This is a genomic window from Alteromonas sp. AWM4_230 (assembly GCF_056158305.1).
This window is the reverse complement of sequence record NZ_JBSWTB010000001.1, coordinates 862,093-881,439: the sequence shown is the minus strand read 5'-3', so window position 1 is coordinate 881,439 and position 19,347 is coordinate 862,093. Positions and strand designations below refer to the sequence as shown.

15 protein-coding genes are annotated in these 19,347 nt (G+C 45.5%); 5 read left to right on the top strand and 10 right to left on the bottom strand.

Annotated features, from left to right (window positions below):
• Window positions 1–7 precede the first annotated feature (7 nt).
• The 5 genes from pdsS (at window position 8) to ACXACS_RS03755 (ending at window position 7,566) form a co-directional block, all read left to right on the top strand.
• Complete coding sequence (gene pdsS / locus ACXACS_RS03775; RefSeq protein ID WP_474804249.1) at window positions 8–2,176, top strand: proteobacterial dedicated sortase system histidine kinase; 2,169 nt, start codon at window positions 8–10, stop codon at window positions 2,174–2,176.
• Window positions 2,177–2,448: 272 nt separating this feature from the next.
• Window positions 2,449–4,743, top strand: a complete 2,295-nt coding sequence (locus ACXACS_RS03770) for a TonB-dependent receptor (protein ID WP_474804247.1) — start codon at window positions 2,449–2,451, stop codon at window positions 4,741–4,743.
• A gap of 72 nt (window positions 4,744–4,815) precedes the next feature.
• Window positions 4,816–5,496, top strand: coding sequence for a Fe2+-dependent dioxygenase (locus ACXACS_RS03765; RefSeq protein ID WP_474804245.1), 681 nt, complete (start codon window positions 4,816–4,818; stop codon window positions 5,494–5,496).
• Between the two features lie 187 nt (window positions 5,497–5,683).
• Window positions 5,684–6,340 (top strand): methylamine utilization protein, encoded by a 657-nt coding sequence (locus ACXACS_RS03760; protein ID WP_474804242.1) that lies wholly within the window; start codon window positions 5,684–5,686, stop codon window positions 6,338–6,340.
• Window positions 6,340–7,566 (top strand): outer membrane beta-barrel protein, encoded by a 1,227-nt coding sequence (locus tag ACXACS_RS03755; RefSeq protein WP_474804240.1) that lies wholly within the window; start codon window positions 6,340–6,342, stop codon window positions 7,564–7,566. Before ACXACS_RS03760 ends, ACXACS_RS03755 begins: the two co-directional genes overlap by 1 nt.
• Before the next feature lie 33 nt (window positions 7,567–7,599).
• Here the strand turns inward: ACXACS_RS03755 and ACXACS_RS03750 are convergent, their stop codons facing one another.
• The 10 genes from ACXACS_RS03750 to ACXACS_RS03705 all read right to left on the bottom strand — a co-directional run bounded on the left by ACXACS_RS03750 (window position 7,600) and on the right by ACXACS_RS03705 (window position 19,344).
• Entirely contained in the window at window positions 7,600–8,793 is a 1,194-nt protein-coding gene (locus ACXACS_RS03750; protein WP_474804238.1) for an energy transducer TonB, read from the bottom strand.
• A 45-nt stretch (window positions 8,794–8,838) separates the two neighbouring features.
• Complete coding sequence (locus ACXACS_RS03745; protein WP_179984797.1) at window positions 8,839–9,921, bottom strand: CNNM domain-containing protein; 1,083 nt, start codon at window positions 9,919–9,921, stop codon at window positions 8,839–8,841.
• Between the two features lie 148 nt (window positions 9,922–10,069).
• Window positions 10,070–11,251, bottom strand: coding sequence for an SO_0444 family Cu/Zn efflux transporter (locus tag ACXACS_RS03740; protein ID WP_474804235.1), 1,182 nt, complete (start codon window positions 11,249–11,251; stop codon window positions 10,070–10,072).
• Between the two features lie 269 nt (window positions 11,252–11,520).
• Window positions 11,521–13,206, bottom strand: coding sequence for a carbon starvation CstA family protein (locus ACXACS_RS03735; protein ID WP_474804232.1), 1,686 nt, complete (start codon window positions 13,204–13,206; stop codon window positions 11,521–11,523).
• Window positions 13,207–13,511: 305 nt separating this feature from the next.
• Window positions 13,512–14,909, bottom strand: coding sequence for a flavodoxin domain-containing protein (locus ACXACS_RS03730; RefSeq protein WP_474804230.1), 1,398 nt, complete (start codon window positions 14,907–14,909; stop codon window positions 13,512–13,514).
• A gap of 112 nt (window positions 14,910–15,021) precedes the next feature.
• Window positions 15,022–15,855: a DUF4198 domain-containing protein gene (locus ACXACS_RS03725; RefSeq protein ID WP_474804227.1), complete on the bottom strand. Its 834-nt coding sequence runs from the start codon at window positions 15,853–15,855 to the stop codon at window positions 15,022–15,024.
• 55 nt (window positions 15,856–15,910) lie between these two features.
• A complete protein-coding gene (locus ACXACS_RS03720; protein ID WP_474804225.1) occupies window positions 15,911–16,441 on the bottom strand; it encodes a DUF2271 domain-containing protein in 531 nt (176 codons plus the stop codon).
• Between the two features lie 46 nt (window positions 16,442–16,487).
• Entirely contained in the window at window positions 16,488–17,087 is a 600-nt protein-coding gene (locus ACXACS_RS03715; RefSeq protein ID WP_474804223.1) for a PepSY-associated TM helix domain-containing protein, read from the bottom strand.
• Window positions 17,088–17,295: 208 nt separating this feature from the next.
• The gene (locus tag ACXACS_RS03710; protein ID WP_474804220.1) at window positions 17,296–18,669 is read right to left on the bottom strand and encodes a tetratricopeptide repeat protein; all 1,374 of its coding nucleotides are present in this window, start codon (window positions 18,667–18,669) and stop codon (window positions 17,296–17,298) included.
• Window positions 18,670–18,723: 54 nt separating this feature from the next.
• On the bottom strand, window positions 18,724–19,344 hold the full coding sequence (locus tag ACXACS_RS03705) for an energy transducer TonB (RefSeq protein ID WP_474804218.1): 621 nt from the start codon (window positions 19,342–19,344) through the stop codon (window positions 18,724–18,726).
• Window positions 19,345–19,347: the final 3 nt, after the last annotated feature.

Genomic DNA, 19,347 nt, shown 5'->3' with positions numbered 1-19,347 from the left:
TATACACATGGGATTTCGCTTTTCTATCCGCCTTCAGCTTATGGTGCTGTCGTTGTTTCTATTCACCATTCCCTACTTGGGCTATAACTACGTGTGGGAGCTTGAACAGTACCTTAGAAATGGTCAAGAGCAAACCATGATAGGTACGGCGCGAGCCGTTGCCACTGCCCTTCACGAACGACCCGCTTTATTTGATAGTCAATCAGCTTATCTTCAAGACGTACGCCCCGGTACAGACCTCTACGCGCCGCCTATTCCTTATCCTATTCAGCTAGATGGCGAACTGAACGACTGGCAGCAAGTTAGCGAATTAATGAGCCAGTATGGCAGTAATGAAGTCATTGAGTATTATAACGGCTTTTCTGGCGAACCTACTAGCCTGTCTTTTATGCATATGGTGGGACGCTACGGACAATTTCTGTATGCCATGTTTGAAGTCAGCGATGACGTGCTGTTATGGCGGCAACCTAATAGCTTAAGCGTAGAAACGGGCGACCATTTACTTATCGGCATGGAAACCCCACAAGGCGAACTAGCAAGATACGTTGTAGCGCCTTATGAAAGTGGCTGGGTAAATGCGTACAAGCTCGCTAGCAACACGACTACAACACGGGCAGTAGAGAACGCCCTTTCAATTCAGGGTCGCTGGCAGGAAACCGCCACCGGCTACAATGTTGAATTGCGCTTTCCGCTGTCTATGACTACAGGCGGCTTAGCATTTTCACTCGTCGATGTTGATGATGAAAATAGCAGGTTGAAGCAATACGCGCTCGGCACGGCAAATACAAAAGAACTCGCTGAGTTGGGAACTGTCATAACACCCTCCCCTGAAATTGAGCGTATTTTGGCAGGCTTGAAATATGCCGATTCACGGGTATGGGTTGTGGATAAGCACAAACGCGTGCTCGCTCGCGCTGGGGATATTCAATCGGCTACAGGCATTAAAGTAGACGAAAAAGAAGCGCCATCTAATGCGTTTTGGCATTGGATAGAAAGTGAGTGGTTACTTCCTCTTTACTACCAAATTCTTACCCGTCCACCTGCCGACTTTATCGATGAGTTAGACGATGCCTATGCACTCGTGGGTCAGGATTTAGGGACAGCCTTAAATGGTCAACCAGACTCACTATGGCGTTTGTCTCCCGATAACAAAGCTATTGTACTTTCTGCTGCTTACCCCATTTTTATTGAAGGCAATGTAATGGGGGCGGTAATTGTAGAACAGACAACCAATGGCATTCGCACATTGCGAAACCGAGCATTAGAGCAGCTTTTCCACGTTATCTTAGCAGTAATGACCATAGGTACATTAGGACTACTGTTATTCGCTACGCGAATTTCAAATCGTATCCGTTCCCTTCGCGATAACACTGAAGCTGTCATTGATGACAATGGTAAAATTATTGGCACATTGCCGGTATCGAATCAACGTGATGAAATTGGCGATTTATCCCGTTCATTTGCCGACGTCCTTTCACGCTTACAGCAATACAACTCTTATCTAGAAAACATGGCCTCTCGTTTGTCTCATGAACTTAGAACGCCTATCGCCGTGGTGAAGTCATCGCTGGATATGCTGTCTCACGTTAATGATGCTGAACAACAAGCGGTATTTGTAGAAAGGGCTCAGTCAGGCGTAAATCGCCTGAGTACCATTTTAAACAGTATGAGTGAGGCAACGCGATTAGAGCAGGCGATTGAGCAGGAAGACCTAGAAACCTTCAATATTGTTAAGGTGATTGACGGATGTGTTCAAGGCTACCAGCACGCATATGCGCAAAGAAAATGGACCTTTATTTCTACTGACAATAGTTTGCTCATTAAAGGGTCTCCTGAACTTATTGCTCAGCTTTTCGATAAAATCGTGTCAAACGCTGTGGACTTCAGCAAAGACAATGATGAAATTATCGTCAAACTGGAAAAGAACGACAAATCGGTGCGGTTGTCGGTGAGTAACCCTGGGCCTTTACTTCCCAAAGGAATGAAGAGTCAGCTTACTCAATCCATGGTCTCGGTAAGAAAAGAAAATGACGTACAAAACGCGACTAACTCTCCTCATTTAGGGCTAGGACTTTATATCGCGAACATGATCGCCACTTTTCATAAAGGGCAGCTTTTGTTGAATGACAGAGAAGATGGCACGGGCGTCATCGTTACCGTTAAGCTGCCGCTTTAATTCTGGTATAAAGCATTTTTGGCAAAGTCACCTGTTATAAATACTCGGAGAGTCTAATAGCAAAACAAACGTCTCTCCTCATTAGACGTCCTTTTTGCTAAGTGGCAAGCTATCTTACAAAAGCAACTGACCGAAATATAAAGAGAATTTGAATTAAGCATTACTTAAGACTCTTTCAAGCATATCAAATGAGAATGTTTATTATTTATATTTACATTTCTTTGCATATTTCATAGACTTCGTCCTCCTTACACACACTCAAGGGAAACAGGATGAAAAACACTAAGTTAACTATGGGCGCACAGACTATTGCCGCTGCACTGGCATTTGGTAGTGGTGCAGTAATGGCGCAGGAAGAAGTAGAAACCTGTAATGGCACTACTTCAGCAGAATGTGAGGCCGTAACTGACGAAGCAATAGAACTGATTAAAATCCACGGCGTACAGCAATCTATCTACCGCTACAATAAATCTGGCGATCCTCGTCGCTTAGCAGACCTTGTTGATACACCACAAACCATTAGCGTTCTTACTCAAGACCAAATTCAAGAAAGCGGAAGAACAGACTTAAAAGACATACTGCAGGCACAGGCAGGCGTAACTTTAGGTACGGGTGAGAATGGTAATGCTTTTGGTGACCGCTATATAATTCGTGGTCATGAAGCACGTAGCGACGTATTCGTTGATGGGCTTCGCGATCCAGGTATGACAACCCGTGAAAGCTTCGCTACCGAACGCGTTGAAATTACCAAAGGTCCTAGCTCTACCTTTGCAGGCCGTGGCTCTTCAGGTGGTGCGGTTAACTCTATCACTAAAAAAGCTTCTACCGCTTATAACTTCGGTCGTGTTGATGCCGCAGTAGGTACCGATGAGCACACACGTTTAACTGTCGATTTAAACAAAACGCTAACTGAAACCAGCGCGGTGCGCTTAAATGGACTTTACTCGTCAGAAGATAAGCCTGGCCGTGAAGGCATTGAACGTGATCGTGAAGGGGTGCAGCTTTCTTATGTGAATCAGCCTACTGACCGTTTGTCATTCACTGGCGACTTGTATTACCTCAATGCAGAAGACATTCCTGACTTAGGTAGCTATTACGACAGGGATGCTGGCTACCCGCTTGAAGATATTCCTGTATATGCACAAGACGAAGACTTCCAAAACTCGGAAGTAACTACATTCACTTTACGTACTGAGTACGATATCAGTGACAACGTGCGTTTTTATAACGCCACCCGTGTAGGTAAAACGGAAAACGAATACATTACCACAGGTATGCGTGGCACAAACCGTGACGCAACCGACCCTACAGCACCAGGTGCTTACACACTATCTTTAAGCAATCACCAAGGTTGGCAGGAAGTTGACTACGTAACTACCCAGTTTAACCTATTCTGGGATACGGCTTTCGCAGGCGTTGATCACCGCTTTGTATTCGGTTTTGAATATACAGATGAGTCGGTAGACAACGGCGTGTTCAATATGGACTACACCAATCCGTCAAACTGTTTAACTAGCGGCCGCCGCGGTGTATCTGAAAGCTATTGCTTGTTAGATGGCGAAGGTAACATGGTTGATAATATCAACTCGCTAATGGGTAAAGCTTATACCCGTGGCGATGCTGATGCCCTATTCGACATTGAAACTTACTCGCTATACGTAATGGACACCTTTGAACTGACCGATAACTTTAATGTTTTCGCTGGTCTTCGCGTAGATAGCTATGACTATAGCAACCAAACCTCTAGCGACCTTTACGAGTTCTCGGATGAACTGTACAACGGTCATTTAGGGCTAGTTTATGATGTGACCGAAAACGGAAACATCTATGCTTCGTATAGCACCGCAACCAACATAAACGGCGGTGAATCAGATCTAGGTGCTAACTGTGGTTATGGCGGTATTTGTGGTACGCCAGAGCAAGCGTCTCAAGCTGATCCAGAGCAGGTTGAAAACATTGAGTTAGGTACTAAGTGGTCACTATTCAATGAAAAGCTTGTAGCAAACGCCGCACTATTCCGCATCACTAAGAGCGACGTACACGAGAGTGTTGGTGATGCTTATTCAACGCTAGGTACATTGAACACAGGTGAAAACCGTGTAGAAGGTATTGAGTTTGGTTTAAGCGGTGATATCACAGATAAGCTTAGCATCCAGGCGTCTGCTGCATTTATGGATTCAGAAATTCTTGAGTCTTACAGCGAAGATAATATCGGCCTTGCGCTAAGCAACTTCGCTGACGAAAGCTTCTACATTCAAATGCGCTATCAGCCTAATGAGAAGTTTGCCTTTGGTGGAGACTACAGCTACCAGTCGGAAATGTATGGCGGTCAACCAGATACCGCAGCGGGCTATAGCGCCGAAACCGGTGAGTACTCTATCGTAGTTCCTGACTATCAAGTGGTTAACCTATTCGCTAACTACTATCACTCAGAGTCACTGACTTTCCGTGTTAACATAGGTAACTTGTTTGACGAAGAATACTGGACAGCAGCCTACCGTTCTGGCGCTTTCATGTATATCGGTGATGGTCGCAACATTACAGGTACCGTTAGCTACGAATTTTAATGCTAGCATGACCTAGGCAGGCGACTGCCTAGGTCTTTTTATATTAAAAACACTCTAAAAAGCACTGAAGACATGATTATTATTGATGACTTATTGACGAAAAGCGATGTTGCGCAGTTTCGTCAGCAGCTTAACGATGTTCCCTATGTTGACGGTAAAAATACGGCGATGGGTATGGCTGCAGGCGTCAAAAATAACGGTCAGGCAGATGCACAGGACAAACGTGTTCAGCAGCTTGCTAACCAATTGCTGAGCAAATTAGGTAACCACCCCAAAGTTATCTCCGCTGCCCTTCCTCAACGTATTTTCCCGCCGTGCTTTAACCGCTACAGCGAATCGCAAACCTATGGCTATCACGTAGACGCCGCCATTATGCGTATTCCGAATACGCCCGATGTCTTACGCAGCGATATGTCGATGACGATTTTTCTTACAGATAAAGATGACTACGAAGGCGGTGAACTTGTTATTCAGACAGGATTTGGCGAGCAAAAAGTTAAATGCGATGCCGGAAGCGCCATACTCTACCCATCTTCAAGTCTACACAAGGTGACGCCTGTCACTAAAGGCGAGCGCATTGCCGCTATCACCTGGCTGCAAAGTATGGTGAGTGACCAGCAAATGCGTGAAACGCTTTTCCAGCTTGACCAAAGCATTCAGTCACTGGTTAACGCAGGCACCGCTGAGCGAGAGCAGCTTGATGGACTTCATCATGTTTACCACAATTTGGTAAGAAAGTTTTCTCAGCTTTAATTGCGATTAAACTCAAGCACAATCTGACACAAGTACTATCGCAAAAGTTTTCTTGGGAGCGGACGAAATAAAAACCTAGTCAACAAGGTCTTATACTAAAGGTGTAACGCAGTTGTATATTACTGGGTTTATTCTATGGTTAATTCAACTGACGCTTTCTTTTTATGCTTTGTGCTGTGGTACTTGAATGAAATATAAAACACTTTTTACCGCCCTTCTTTTTATGGCTTGTTCAAGTATGGCCTTAGGACAAAACGGCGAAACCGCTAGCTTTTCTATCACACTTAATGATAGCGATGGCGAGCCTGTCGATAACGGCGTGTTTCTTTTTGAGCCTCAGTTTGAGCCGGATGCACATCAAATGCCACACCAAAAACCAGCCGTAATGAATCAAATAGATAAACAGTTTGAACCTCACGTGCTTGTGGTAAAAGCGGGTACTGAAGTGACTTTCCCTAATGCGGATAATTTGTTTCACCACGTCTATTCATTTTCTCCCACAAAGCAATTCGAACTAAAGCTTTATAAAGAATTTACCGCAGAGCCTTTGCGCTTTGAAAATGCTGGAATCGTGGATATTGGCTGTAATATTCACGATTGGATGCTGGGGTATATTGTTGTTTCAGATTCTCCTTATTTTGGTAAAACTGATAATGAGGGGCAGTCTTCAATTTCACTTCCTCATGGTGAGTACACCGTCCGTTTTTGGCACCCGCAAGTGGAAGGTGAAAAAGCGCTCCCTGCACAGTCCATTTCTGTGTCTGCCGATACTCAAGTAACATGGGCACTTAATGCAAACATAATTAGGGATGACGGATTCGATTCTGGTTTCGGCGACTATTGATGCGGTTTGTCACTCAATCATTAGCCCTATTGTCGTTAGTTTTCTCTATCGCAAGCTACGCAGAAACAGACTTTTTGTTGCGCGGAACCTGGGCGCTGAAAGAAAACACACAAAGTTTTCAAGACTTTGGCCAAAACCACCAGCGATTCGAAGGTGATGGCTTACACCTTTCTCAAGCCGTTATCTCAACCAACCTGCGTTTGTTTGATGATTGGACATTATCTGGTGTTTTAAACGCTTACAGTGACGGTGAGGAACGACTCAACTTTTCTCAGCTCTATTTAAAATATCGGCCACTTAGCGCCTCATCTATAAAACCAGAAGTAAAAGTAGGTGCATTTTATCCTGCTATTTCAGCTGAAAATACAGACATTGCTTGGCTATCACCTCACTTCCTCACTAACTCAGCCATAAACAGCTGGATAGGTGAAGAACTAAGAACAGGTGGGCTTGAGATGAGTCTTCGGCAAAATGGCAGACAAGTACGAAGCAACTGGTCGTGGAAAGTATTGGGCAGCGTTTTTAAAGGTAACGATAGCACTGGAACACTGCTCTCTTGGCGAGGCTTCGCACTTCATGACAGACAATCGCTTTACAACGATCGGGTTAACTTCCTCCCAATTCCGGGTGTAGTAGATGAAAACAGGCTAGATGCGCCCGCTTGGACCGAACCCTTTAGAGAAATAGACAACCGCTTTGGCTATTACTTCGGAGCGCACGTGGCGTACAAGCGCAGCGCTGAAATGCGCTATTACTATTACGATAATAACGCAGACGCAAATGCAGTCGACCCCGACCGCATCTACGCATGGCATACACGCTTTCATTCGTTAACACTGCGCTATCTACCCCGCCCCGAATTAACGCTGTTTTCTCAACTTCTATATGGCGACACCCTAATGGGAGAAAACATCGTTGATAATGACTTTGCGAGCGCTTATGTTGCCGCTGCCTTAGATTTGAATGCGGTGGGACTAAAAAACTTAACCGCGGCAGCACGCATAGACTGGTATCGCGTGAGTGATAATGACAACACAATGTACGACCCAAATGGTAGTCGAGGTAACGCCTATACAATTAGCGTAAAGTACGACATTACCTCTCGCTTTTCAGTAACGACAGAATGGCAATTAAACTCAGGTGAGCAAGAAAATTTGCGTTTCTTTCGGCCTAGTGAGAATTTCACAGAACACCTCTTTCAAGTGGCGTTAACCGCAACACTCTGAACTATAGCTTTTTAAAGCTCAGTCTGGCGAAATCTAACTTTCGGCAACCTCGATTAAGTCAAATTTCGTCTCACTGTCTCCTTTAACCATAACCTGACATTGCCCCCAGCTTTGTGGGATGTGCCAAACATGAGCTTCGGCTACGGTGAACTTTTCTCGGTGGGAGTCACAGCGAACTTCCACAGTATCAAGTTCGCCTTGTATGTTATTAAAAGCAAACTTGTTTCTCACCAGCGTGTGGAACCAACGTCCGTTATCTTCCATGTCCACAGGTACCTGAAGATTCTTTTCAGACGCAATGAATGTTTCAATCTGATTTATTACGGCGGCAGTTTCTTCGATACGCTTTTGTTGTTCATCCATTTCTTGAAGCCTGCTGTAAGACTTCAAGGCATCTGCAAAATAACCACGCTGGGTGTCTAAAAGGATTTTTCTTTGAAGCACGTAAGCTACGTAGTCGTCATCGAACACCGCATTGTCAAGGCGCTTTTGTCCATTGCTGGCAAGTAAACGCGTTAGGCTTCTCGCTTCTCTTTCGATGTCACCTTTAGCACCTGCAATCTGTGATTCCAAGTTGAGTAACCACGCATTCTCGTATCGGTTTAACGTGTCCCAGCTTAATAACTCTTTGAGAGCTTCGTCTGCCGCCTCTACGTCTCCCGCTTTAAATATTTCATCTACGTTTTTATAAGCTTTAATAAATTTACGAGTGGCGCCCGTTTTTCCGACTAATGCGAAATCCATTTGAACAGCTTGATGACACTGTTGTGTAGGTTCGCCGTCTTTTATTGCAGGCTCGTACTGCCACTTCTTAACCGCTGATAGTGCACTGCGCTTGAAAGAGGGGCTTCCGAAGAAATCTTCTACTACAGGGTCTTTCACTCTGCCTTCTTCATCAATAACATAGCTCAGCCTAACCCAACCTTCACGGCCTTTTCTCGCTGCAGAAGAAGGATATCTAGGGTCAACGCGCTCTAACGGGGTCGCGGGTTTAAATGCACTTATCCGCTCCACTTCATCCGTCTTGGCTTCTGCTAGCGCTTTCTCTTCAACTTCATCGCAGGGAATACTCAACTCTTGTGCGGTTGCGCCAGCCATATAACCAGAAGTGAGTAAAACAGCTACCATAAAGGCGAGCGGTTTTTGCTCAGTCCTATACTTGTACATGGGCAGGAGCAATGGTGGGGCTTCACGTCGTTTAGCTTTTTTCAATATCGCTTTAAACATCACTATCATCCTTAATAACGGTTCAGGCCTTTGTTGCAATATAGGTTATTTTTTCCTCGATGATTTTTCAAGTGACGCATCGGGAACATTTTTAATCATCATCTGCTCCTTACGCTTTGTCATCATCTTCGCTAATCGACGCATACTCACCGTTGTATCTTTTTCGTCTACAATATCTACGCCCAACAAGCGCTCCAACAAATCTTCTAAGGTTAAAACGCCTTCTAAGCCACCGTACTCATCTACTACCAACAACATGTGTACATGCTTATTAATGAAGTGCTCAAAAGTTACCGATAAAGGCATGGTGTTTAATACTGTGACCAAGTCTTTGGCGTATTCAGAAAGCGGCTTATCAGTGTTACCTCTCGCCTGCGCGACCAACAAGTCAGAGCGCATTACGTAGCCAGTAATGTTCTCTGAGTCACTATCTTCAAATACAGGTATACGTGAAAACTCAATATTGGCGTGTTTATGGAAAAACGCTTCCACCGTCATCGACTCTGATACTTTAAATAGCGCCGTTCGGTGGGTAATAGCATCTTTAACTCTAAGCTCGTGCAAGCTTAATAAGCTCTGCAGAAACGCCGCTTCATGATTAGCTAACTGCCCTTCCTGCCCTGACAGTTCAGCCATAGCGTGAAGCTCGCTGCGGCTCAATCCGCGAAGTGGGCTGTCTTCCTTAAACCCTTTAGTCATGAGCTCAGACATTTTAACGAACGGCATAAGCACAATTGAAAGGTATTTGAGAAAGTACGCTGTTACGGGCGCAAGTGTTCGCCAATAAGTAGCGCCAAGTGTCTTTGGAATTATTTCTGAAAAAATTAGAATAAGCAGAGTAAGGACAGCTGAAATAACACCTAAATAGGCGTCGCCGAATACGGCCGCTGCTTGCGCACCTGCGCCGGCAGCCCCCATGGTATGGGCAATGGTGTTCAGCGTTAAAATAGCAGATAGCGGAGTATTAATATTATCGGTTTGTTTACGAAGTAATGCACCGCTGGCTTTGCCGTCTTTTTCCAATACCGAGATATACGCTGACGAAACGCTCAGAATTACAGCCTCTGCGATTGAGCACAAAAAAGAAAAGCCCAGTGCAATGAAGACGTACACAATAAGTAAAAGCATGTAATTATTCCAAGCGTCCCTGTAGGTTTAAACGCGTTTTAATTTAAAGAAGTTGAGCGACTATTATGGATAATAGAGCGGGATATACAAGCGCTCTGTAAATAACATTCGAACGCTTGAATGAGAAGAAGCAACTGCAGCGTTAAACCTAACCACAGCATGCCGAGTGCTGTTCGTGATTATGGCGATATTGCTGAAGCTTTTTCACACCCAGCCTTAACATCAACCCCGCCAGTAAAATTGCACATAAACCATAGATTATTTGAACATCTGCGCCGTGCTCATGAACGTGGCTGGCTGTTTTGATCATCGAAGATAGAGAAAACGAGGACACTAGGTAGTTTAGTGCGTAACCAAAACCTATGCTTGCCGAGATAACGCTGAACAAATAAAGCACAAGTGTTCGCGCCCCCATCTCTTGTTTTATCATGCCCATAGTAGACACGTTAGTGGCAGGGCCTGCCATTAAAAACACAAGCACGGCACCAGGAGATAACCCTGCAGCCAAAAAGCCAACCGCAAGCGGTGTAGACGCGGTAGCGCATATGTACATAGGAATACCAATAAGTGCCATAACAAGCATAGCGACCACACCATCTCCCCACTGGGTAAGAAAGTCGGTGGGCACCCAAGTTTTAATGGCGGCGGCGAGGGCTAAACCAATAAGTAGCCACACCACAATATCTTCTAGCAGCTTGCCACTTGCATAAGACAATACTTTAGCCACCTGAGATGATTTGCGCGGTAGATTATGATCATGCTGGCCAGCACGGTGATCGTGCTGATGGGCAGACTCGCTGTCACAGCATTGGGTCTTACCCTCTGGTTTCTTTGCTATCGCTGGCTCTGCTTTACTGCTGCAACACGATGGTGTGGCTGAAGCAACTACACGTTCATTCTGCAATGTTAATTCATTGCGCTCTGCGAAAAAACGTACCATCAAACCTGCGTAGATTGCACTCACCACCGCTGAAACAGGCCTAACTATAGCGTACAAAGGCCCCAACAATGCGTAAGAAACTGACACACTATCCACCCCCGTCTCCGGTGTAGACACTAGAAAAGATATCGTTGAAGACTTGGATGCGCCGCTTCGGCGCAAACCGAGTGCTGCCGGAATAACGCCACATGAACAAAGTGGTAAAGGCGCGCCGATAATAGCAGCTTTGCTAATAGAGCCAAATGATGCGCTACCCATATGCTTTTCTAAAAAAGATACAGGCACTAGCTCATGCATCACTCCTGCGACCAGTAAACCCAATAGCAGCCATGGCGCTGATTCCATGAATAGCGCTAGAAAGTTTTGCCCTAGTAAAATGATATCTGACACATAGCCTCTCTTGTAACCTTGCCTTAAGCTTCAATGCTCATAGGCATACACTGCTTGCAGACAAAGTCACGTTGTCTTGAACACTATAGATAGTAACAGATATAAGGTGTGACAGAAAATCAACAAAACTGATTAGGTTGATTGTAGAAGCATAAAAATGGCCAGTACAAATGTACTGGCCGAATGTTGACTGTCTCGTGAGTGTGCTTTTTAAACTCAGAGGTCAACCATGAAAAATCGGATAATTGTTCAGTTAATCATTAAGCTGCTTATTCTTGTGTAGCCTTATGTTGCTTCTCTTTTTTAAGCTTAGACACCACAGAGAAAGCTTCGAGCATTACGAGTACTGAAACCACCAGCACTACTGCGTCTAAGAACACCAACAGATAGTTTCCTTCTACGTAGTACTCTTTAAGCTTTATCAGGCCAGCAAAGAAAGCCATGATAAGTACAAACACCATTGGAATGAGCGTATATTTCGCTGGTCGGCCTAATTTAATCAGCATCACCGAGATTACTAACAGGGTTAAACTAGCTAGTATCTGGTTAGTAGAGCCAAACAAAGGCCAAATAATCATACCGCCACTGCCTGACGCACCACCTGCGCCAAATGCGAGTAGCAAACAGCAGCCCACCGCCACAAGCGTCGCTACTACGCCGTTTTTCAGTGCTCCAATAGAATAGATATCGCCCCATTCCTGTATGATGTAGCGCTGTAACCTTACGCCCGAATCCATAGTAGTGCCTGCGAACAGGACAACCATTACCGCAAGGATCGTTGAAGAGAAATCTACTGGCAATCCCCAGCCCTGCTGAATTAAGTTCGCACCACCGGTGATAAATGCACCGACACTTCCAGCGCCTAAGTGGCTATAGACTTCGTGCCATTCTTCAGGTGACGCAGCGAACGCTACACCGCTAACCGCGACAATAGTAATAAGCGCAAGTGAACCTTCGCCCACAGCGCCAAGGTAACCTACGAAGCGTGCGTCTGTTTCTTTATCAAGCTGCTTGGAACTAGTACCTGATGACACTATGCCGTGGAAGCCAGAAACCGCACCACATGCAATAGTAACGAACAGCAATGGAATCAGGCTTGGTGAATCTACCGCCGTTTGCGTGTTAAACGCTGGCGCAGTGATGTCTGGCATAGCAAAGAAGACGGCACCGTAAAGTAAAAATAGGCCCACTAATAGCTGCATGCCGTTGATGAAGTCACGCGGCTGTAGCAACATCCAAACTGGCAGTAGGGAAGCAATAGCGGCGTAAACAAAGAGAATAATGATCCAATTAGCTTTATCGGCTAAACCAAACATGGTTTCCGGTAGACTCAGAGGAATATAACTGCCTGCATATACCGATGCGTAAAGCACGATAATGCCGACAAGACACAAAGGAATAAGGCTGAAGTTACGCTTTAGTAGCTGACCAATAACTAATGCAACGGCAATCGCCATCCACGCAGGGAAAACCGCATTAGGTTGGGAAACAAAGGAATTAGCGATAACCACGCCGAAAACGGCATTAACCATTAAGAGTACAAGGAAGATCACTATCATGAAAAGAGAGCGAGACCGTTTACCTATAACGCTCTCAGAGAGCGCGCCCATGGATTTCCCTTTGTGACGTGCGCTGGCCCACAAGGCGCCCATATCGTGCACACCAGCAAACAAAATTGTTCCAAATACAACCCACAGAACAGCGGGAACCCAGCCCCAATAGACAGCAATAGCTGGACCTACTATGGGCGCTGCACCTGCTACCGAGGTAAAATGGTGACCCCATAACACTACTTTATTGGTGGGTACAAAATCCACTCCATCTTGCATGGTATGGGCTGGTGTTACAAAACTATCATCCAACTTAAAAATGCGGCTCGCAATAAACTTCGAATATACGAACCAACCGAGCAACATTCCGATGATGCCCAGTATAACAATGGCAATAGACTGCATACTGTCGTCCTAATTTTTTATCAATGAGCACCTAGCCGATTGATTTTCTTATTTTCAGTTCAAACATTACACCAATTACCGGTGCCGAAAGGTCATACCTGAATAAGAAAACACCTATTTAAGGTATGCCCAGTGTACTGCTGTGCATATTTAAACATGCGACAAGGCAAGGGCCTGGCACATTAGACTAAAGTCTAACTCAAAGTTTGAGATTTAGCTGTAAGGCTTTTGAGGTTTATTAGCGATGGTTCAGCGGTGAAACAGGAAAGCGTAAGGCAGACATTAATTACTGGTTGTTCTACACATTAGTAAAGGTCGCGGTGATAACGTCCTTCGTCAGCTAACGCATTGTAGGCTTGCGCTTCGAGTATGGATTGCAAAGCCATGTCTACGCCTTGACCCATTCCTTCAAAATGCCCACATACATATACTTGTCCCGTGTCGCCTAAGAAGGATTTGACTTCATCTCGCTGCTCAACGAGGCGCTGTTGAACATAGCCACCGTTTTCAAGTCGGGAGAAAATAACTGACTTTTTAAAAATACAGTCACTATTGTGGAAAGGCGATAGCGTTTTATCTAGCACGTCATCTTGCGTGGGATGACGCTCACCATAAAATATCCAAACTGGCCCAGCGTTCTCAAGCAATGCGCGTTTTGCAAGCTGAGCGCGTACCCCCGCAATGCCGCTACCCGCAGCAATTAATAACAATGGGCACTGAGTACTAGTAATAATTGCGCTGGTATTTTTACGAATGTAGGCCTGTACTGACCGAGATAAAGGTAAAGAACGGGTAAGTAATCCAGAACCTAGCCCAAGTTGGCCGTTGTCTTTAACCAGCTGTCGAACTACAAGCTTTACATCGTGCTCTTGTGGTACCGACGCAATGGTGTAGCTTCGGCTTACGATCGGTGACTGCCCTTGCTGAGGAATGAGTACTTCCAACACGTCACCCGCTTCCCATTGTTCATGTAATTCTTGTGTATAATTTAAATGGTCAACGCTCAAAGACAAGCCGAACAAGCCTGGCGACGCTGGGTTTGAAGGTTTGCTCTCAGAGTGGTTGGCGGGTTCGTTTGAAGTCTCGCCAGAAGCTAGACTTACTTCATTTAATTGAACCCGATTTTTCAGTGTGAAAGCATGGGTGGGATGCTGCTCACCCTGTGGCAATGAACCAAGCAAAGACAAATGCTCACCTTTCCCTGAATCTAATGTCGTTAGCGGAGAAAGCGCACGTGCACCTAGTGCACTGATATTATCGAACAGAGTGACTGCGAATTGGCAAAACGCGGCGTATTGCTTATCGCCTAACCCCACCACTTCAAAAGACAGATGGGACAGGTAGTCAGATTGATTCGACGACGCCTTTTTTAGCGCTTTACTAAAGGCTCTACCCGCATCAGGGGGCTCGCCTTCACCGTAGGTACTCACAACAAAAATGACTTTCGACACACTACTTAACGTGTTGAGTTTTAAAGATGCCATGGACACTACCGACGTTTGCTCTTGCTGTGATAGCGCCGCGGCCTTCGTGCGGGCAATTTTTTCAGCCGTACCGGTTTGACTTGCGTATACGACAAGGGTCTCCTCGCCTGATACCGCATAGTTGTTTTGCTTTTGATGTTTAAAAAATAACACCGCTACCCACAGCATATACAGGCCAATGCTTACTATTGCTATGAGTAGACGGTGTGATTCTGTCATGTGCTTAACTTTTATGCCGTTGTATTGAAATGGCTAGAGACTTAAGAAGCTGTTGCTCTTTTAGTATTCAAAGAACGTTTACCGCCCCTAGCTGCGCTATAACGCACGGTTATTACAGCGGAAGTACTTCAAATGTACCTGAGTAGCTACCGTTACGAGACGTTGCAGGCTTTTTCGCTTTATCGTCTTCATAGCCTATTTCTACAAAGTACATTCCGGCTTGTGGCCATGTAATTTCAATCTGACCATTTTTGTCTGACGTAACTTTAATCGTTTCCTGATCATTTCTATAACGCATACCACCACGCACAACTTCCACCTCGGCGCCAACCGCAGGCTCACCGTCAATAAGTAGCTTGAACGTTGCAGTTTCGGTGGCGAATAAATCATTAGGGTGAGTCACTGGCACTAGCTCTAAACCCACGTTGTCAGGCGTAAACACCTTATTCGATGGCGCACCAAGAGTAACAAACGTCTCTACACGGCGAGAGCTTTGCGTTACACGAAGATCTTTTGCTTTCTTAGGCACGGCTGCTGCGAACTCTTCCGGCTTATATTCTTCACCACGGCCGGGCCACATCTTGCGCTTGCCTTCTTCATCTCGCCAAAAAGCGCGAATACCGTTGCTGGCAGACGTCAGTTTGTATGTACCTTCTTTATTTAATTTCAAATCAAAGGTAGTTCGATACTTACCGCGTGCCATATTTTCTACGTCTACGGCTTCACCTTCTGGCGATTGAACCACTAAGTTACTGGCATTCATTGCGAAGTGGTCAGGGTGAAAAATAGTATTTGAAATAGCAGCATCAAACGTCACGTAAGCTTCTTCACCTGATAGTACGGTAGAGCTTGGAAGTAACCACGCGCGATGCGCACTGGCTGAAAATGACACGGCAAGCGTTGCTGCTAGCGCAATGGCTGAAGCTTTTACTGATAGTTTTTTCATAATGTCCTCTTATTGTTACTCTACTGAGTGAGCGTTGAATTAGCGCCTCAGCAGATTAATCTTCCAGACGCAGTACTACACGCCCAAGTTCTGAATTTCCTTTCACTTCTACCGGTAGTGACGCAGCAGATAGCGGTAATGAAAATGGCAGTGACAGTACTTCTCTTCCGCCTACTTCTCGTGATGCCTCAACGCGAAGCGTGTAATCGCCCTCTGGCAGTTCTGCTAACGCTTTATTTAACTGCGAATCAAGGCTGTAATCACCTGGGCCTTTTGTTGCACTGGTAAGTCCGTCATAAGGCAAATCAAGGCTGCGCCCACCACGACGCCACCATTGGCGTAAATCTTTAAGCCACTCTTTACCTTTGCCTTCACGCATTTCAACGTCGTACCATACTGCGACCTGAGTCGCCTTACGTTTACTGTCTTCAATCCACACTGCTAGATAAGGTTTGTGATATTCAGCCACATCAAGTTGCGGTAAAGCCACGTCAAGCTTGGCTTGGCTAGCCGCGTGAATAGCGCCAGAGGCAAATGTCATACTTAATAAAGTCGATGCGATAACTGCGCCTTTTCGCATTTTCATGTAAACACTCCTTGAAATTGTGTAGGTAAGTGCCACTAGCCTCACGCTAATGCACAAACAGTAAAATAATGACAAACGGGATTAGCACACCGAGCATCGTAATGGGCCAGGTAGACGCGCGCGTTTTCGAGTGGCGCATTAATAATTGCAGCCCAGTTACACTAAAAATAATGCAGGCAACAGCAAAGATATCGATAAACCAGCGCCAGGCATTTCCTGTATTCCGCCCTTTGTGCAGGTCATTGAAATAAGATACCCATCCTCTATCAACGTTTTCATAAGTCACGGTGCCAAGTTCAGCATCTAAGGCAATCCAACTGTCGGCACCGGGTCCAGGCCAAGCGGCATAAAATTCAATACCATCCCACTCTCCCGTCACCGATGAAGGTAGTGAAATGCCCTCTTGCGACTGCATAAACGCGACGAGTTCGCTAGGAATGGCTATTTCACCTGTGTCCAGAGAAACCAACTGTTCAACAACCAACGATGGTACACTTGATTCTGCTGACGTTACGGTTCTGTTGGCTGAAATATCTGCAGCGTGATTTAGCGTAATTCCCGTTATCGAGAATAAAATCATCCCGACCAGACAGACTGCGCCACTCATCCAGTGCCATTGGCGGATGCCGCCTAAAGAAAAACTCATAATTTCGTTGCTAACTCTCTGTATTACTCGGTGATATTGATTTATTTCAACGGGCTAAATAATACAGATATTTCCACCCTTTTCAATGTAAATGAGATTAATTCTCATTATTGTATTTTTTGCTCAACGACCTTTAAGGATTACTTCACTTTTCGCGGAAACGAGGGCCCTCAAAAAAGCCGCGAGCAACAGATAATTACACAGCGCTTCATATTGTGTTCTTGACTAGGTTTTCCAGTGACTGGATGTTGCCAAGCAAATCAGAACGGGATGGGTACGATTTATAAACCTGTCGTAGAAGCGTAAGTGCATCTTGGTACTGACTCTGATCTATGGCAATTTGCGCACGCCCGAGCATGGCGCGTTGTTTAACGTCGGCGAGCGACTCAGCTCGCAGATAGGTCATTTTGGCACGTTCGACGTTATTCTGTTGCCGATAGAGTGAAGCAAGAGACAACAGCGCCTCACCATTGTCAGGGGCGTCAGCAACGGCTTTGGTTAACAGGGAAATTGCCGTTTTACTCTGCCCTTTGCCCATAGCCAACTGAGCTTTAAGTACATTAAGCGTAGCTGCTTGAGAGGTCGTGAGTTTTTTCACATTGTTGTCGGCAGCTTGTGTTAATTTACTTAAATCAGACCATTGCTCGTTGGCCGCTAAGTAAGCCGCTATTTTAGAATAAGCCTCAAAGCCTTCCCCTTCTTTGTCGGTGATGAAAGTCTTCGCGTGGGTAGCCAGTATGGCTGCGGCGCGGCGCGGACTGCCGTCAGATACGTGTAATTTCGCCACTGAAATTAAGTTCGACAGCGAGCGGTCGCCCAAAGAAAGCGCCGTCTCTAAACTGCTCAGTGCCTTGACCATGTCACCCTGCTTTAACGCTATTTGCCCCCGTTGGAGCCAAAGCTGCTGATTGCTTTCATCATCGACCAACATTTCGCTTAATAAGCTTTCGGCCTGTGCAAGTGCATTACTTTCAATAAGCGCGAACAGCAAACCTTGATACCATTGCTTGTTATCAGGTTCGAGCATCAACGCATTTTGATAAGCACTAATGGCAGTGACAGGTTTGCCAAGCTGAACATTGGTATAGGCTAGCTGCCCGAAAAGTTGGGCATCTTGAATACCGAGCTCAACGCTTTTAGTTAAATGAGTGCGTGCTTTGGCTAATTTATCTGTCATTAAATACGCCATGCTCAAACTTCTGTGCGCCGATGGAAGGTTTGGCATAGCGTCTATAACGTCTAACAGCACTTTTTCGGCAAGTGCGTAGCTTTTCTCATTCAATAGCACTTGTCCGTAAAGCTCACGTAAGCGTGGACTAAATTGAGAAATATCCTGCTTCGCAAATGCGCTGGCAACGTTTGAATAATTACCAGCTTGCAAGTCGGCCTGAATAAGCCCAATAAACTTACCTTCTTCGCGGGAAATACGTTCACGATGGTCATCTCTATGGTGATGACGCAGAACAAACTGCCAATCGGGTTCTTCCAATTCCACCGATATTTTTGCACTTACCGGCTTAATAAAAGCCAGCGCGCTCACTATACAGCTGAGGACAGTTACGGCTGTAATTTTCTTTAACATTGTCACAATCAACCTCTAAATTCTTTAGCTTCTATTTCGCTCTGTTACGCCAGACTAGGCCTCAATAACTACAGGCCAAATAAAACGGGCCTTCACCGCTTCATCTTCTTTGTAGGGCGACGTAAATTTGCTGGCTTTAACAAAGCGCATTATTTCCCTATTGAGCTCGTGATGCGGATTCTCGACAATATCCATCAGCTTTACGTTGCCATTTTCATCAATAATGACGTCGAGCTTTACAATCACCTGCTTGACCCCTTGCTTTTTAAGTCGCTTGGGAAAACGTATTTTGACCGGTGTAAGCAAAGTAGGCTTTGAGTCCAGTTCGCTTAGCCCAAAGGCATCTAACTCAATGTCAGGCATATCCCATTGGGTGTCGGTCACTTTGACAGTTGGCATATCGGGCTTTGGCACTTGAATATCCGGCTCAACACTTAAATCAGCCATTGTCATAGCTGCGCCACTGCCCTCTACCTGCATAACGAGTTCAGTTTCTTCTACTACGTTTTGCGTTTTAGGAGGCGGTGGTGGTGGAGGCGTTACCGCAATGTCTAATTTGCGCACTACCATAGTGTCGGGCTGCAGGTTAGACAAAAAGTGTCCTAGCCACATAACGCCAAGTGCACTAACGAGCACCGCACCGCTAAGTAGAGAAGGTTGAAGATTGTATTTCATTGA